Consider the following 2651-nt stretch of genomic DNA (forward strand, 5'->3'; position numbering starts at 1 on the left):
ATGTTGCTGCTGTTGAACGCGCCCACGGTTTTGCTCACCACGTCGGGCTGCATCCAGGTATCGGCATCGATGAAAATGAGGAGGTCTTCGCTTACGAGCCTGCTCAGCTGATGGCAGGCATAGGGTTTGCCGAGCCAGCCTTCCGGGCGCTCAGTGCCCCTTTTGACGATAATCTTATCCGGGTAGAGCTCCTGATATTGCTTCAGGATCTGCGGGGTACCGTCGGTTGAGCGGTCGTCGAGCACATAAACTTTGGTGTTGCGGTAGGTCTGGCTGAGCGCATGGTCGAGGCAGCTTCGGATTACTGCCTCTTCATTTCGTGCGGGGATGCACACGGCAACGCTCAGTTCTGTATCAGTGGCGCGGTTCATATCCGCAATGCCTTTGAACTGAAAGCGGTTCCGGAGCAGGACTAAAGTGATGAACAGCAGAAAAAACAGTCCCGTTAAGAGTGCCCCTTCGAGAATTGACATGTAGTATTTGTTGATTACAAAAAATGATGCAAACGGCCTTAATAGTGCATTAACAGCCCTTTAAAGCCCGATTTAGCGGACGGTATCTGTTTTGCATCAGACTGTCAGTCGGTAGTAAATTAAGGCCTATGAAAATAACATCCGATTTTAAATTTGATATGCCCGCTCCCAAAGATACGGCGGGAAGCTATGAGTGGTGGTACTTTGATGCCGCCGATGACAATCAGGAATGGCACATTGTGGTCATTTTTTACGACGGCTGTCCTTTTTCGACCCGCTACAACAAAGCCTGGGCTGCAGCTGATCCTGAAGCCCTGCCTTGGAAACATCCGGCTATCACCATTTCGCTTTATTACAAAGGGCGGCCGGTATTTTACAGCATGAGCGAATATCCGCCAGATGAGGCTGTTTTTTCGGAGGATGAAGGCTACGGTAACAGCCTCCGCATACTGATCGGCCGGAACGAGCTGCTGCTTACTAAAACCGGAAGCACGCTGCGGCATGAGCTTCGGCTTGATGAAAGCCTGCCTTCAGGGGATGCGCTCCGCGGCAGCCTGCTGTTCGAGTCAGAAGTGCCGCCCCGCGACCTGTTCGGTGTACTGCCGGTTGATGTTGACGCTTATGCCGCTGACGAAGGGCCGGGGCACGGATGGAACCTCACGCAGCCAAGGGCTAAAGTAGAAGGCCGCCTCACACATACCGATGCAATAACCGGCGAAAGTTCCCATTTCTGGAACGGCACGGGCTATCACGATCACAACCTCGGCCGTGAACCTATGAAAATGGAGTTCCGCGACTGGTACTGGGGGCGCATCCATTTCCCAAAGCATACCCTGGTGTATTATCTGATGAACGCCGGCGGCTCGCTTTCCTATAAGGGATGGCTGCTCGATGGGAGTAACAGCCTGAAAAATACATTTGAAAGCGGCAGCCTCGGCAGTTTTGCAGCAAACGCCTTCCTGCTGCGGGCAGCCCGTACCATTGAACTGAAAGCAGCTGACGGCTCCATGGTGATGCTTCAGCATTCGCAGTTGCTCGATTCCGGTCCGTTTTATTACCGTTTCCTCACCGATGGCCTGCTGAACCTCGAAAGCGACAACAAATTGGTTAAGGCAACCGGCATAGGTGAGTACATTCGTCCCGAGCGCATCCATAACAGCCTGTACTGGCCGCTGGTGCACATGCGCTACCGCTACACCGAAAGCCCGCACTGGGTACAACGCTCCCCAACTATGTACCGCTGGACCTGGTAAATGGCCGCGCGAAGTGCGGCAACGAAGGGAGAATGACCTTCGGGTCAGATTCGGGTCAGGCTCGGGTGTGTGATGCGCGCTACCGGGGGCTCTCCACGGCCCCGCCAAACACGACCCAAACCGAAGGCGACCTTCAGCAAATTGAAGACTCGCGTTGATATGGCCACGGCGCCCAAATCACCAGATCCTTCGACTCCGCCTCCGCTGCGCTCCGGCTCCGCTCAGGATGACACGGCCGGTTGTATCACCCGCGAAGACGGTGGGTGTGGGAGAGGTAAACGGCTCATGTGGCCAGACCTGACAGGTTTCCAAAACCTGTCAGGTCTTCGCAGCGAAGAAAAAAAGCCGCAGCCAAGGCTCCCAAACCCCAAAACCACCCCGAAACAAAAAGCCCCTCTCCTGAAGACCATGCTTGTAAGGCCTAGTGGCATTTTCAGGAGAGGGGTTGGGGTGAGGTCCGCCGCGATGATGGCACGCGGATTGAGCGGATTTGGCCGGATTTGCGCGGATTTTGCGGTTGGGGATGTGGCCGGGCCAGTGGCTCCGGGCTAAAGGGCGGGCTTGCGGGGTTTGAGCGTTCAGGGGTTGGGGTGAGGTCTGCCGCAAAGATGGCACGCGGATTTTACGGATCGGGCCGGATTATCACGGATTTTTTAGATTGACCGCTGACCGCTGACCGCTGACCGCTGAGCGGCAGACCGCAGACCGCAGACGGCGGACCGCGGACCGCGGAACTAAGCCAAAAGCCAAATGTAAGCGCCTAAAATAGGTTGACATAAACCTTTACTCATGGAGTAGTCTTTATGTCTAAAAAATATCTTCGGCAATACCGCATATTTTCAGTTAGTTTACGCAAGGAAATAGTCGGGTTAGTTGAATCCGGCAAACTCAGTGTAGCGGCCGCATCGCGCGAATATCAGGTTTC

Annotated in this window: 3 protein-coding genes; 2 read left to right on the forward strand and 1 reads right to left on the reverse strand. The window is 54.7% G+C overall.

The window, feature by feature from the left end; all coding sequences use genetic code 11:
• The coding region (locus LAT75_RS15540; protein WP_291483753.1) for a glycosyltransferase family 2 protein at positions 1–473 on the reverse strand (473 nt) is incomplete at its 3' end.
• Between the two features lie 128 nt (positions 474–601).
• Here LAT75_RS15540 and LAT75_RS15545 point away from each other — a divergent pair.
• Both LAT75_RS15545 and LAT75_RS15550 read left to right on the forward strand, forming a co-directional pair.
• Entirely contained in the window at positions 602–1726 is a 1125-nt protein-coding gene (locus LAT75_RS15545; protein ID WP_291483755.1) for a hypothetical protein, read from the forward strand.
• A gap of 32 nt (positions 1727–1758) precedes the next feature.
• Positions 1759–1884, forward strand: coding sequence for a hypothetical protein (locus LAT75_RS15550; RefSeq protein WP_291483757.1), 126 nt, complete (start codon positions 1759–1761; stop codon positions 1882–1884).
• The last annotated feature ends 767 nt before the right edge of the window (positions 1885–2651 follow it).

Origin of the sequence: Cyclonatronum sp., assembly GCF_022565315.1 — a bacterium.
Classification (GTDB): Bacteria; Bacteroidota; Rhodothermia; order Balneolales; family Cyclonatronaceae; genus Cyclonatronum.

Coding starts and splice junctions, on each gene's coding strand:
- LAT75_RS15550 (WP_291483757.1), top strand. CDS start 1,759: ATGACCTTCGGGTCAGATTCGGGTCAGGCTCGGGTGTGTGATGCGCGC.
- LAT75_RS15545 (WP_291483755.1), top strand. CDS start 602: ATGAAAATAACATCCGATTTTAAATTTGATATGCCCGCTCCCAAAGAT.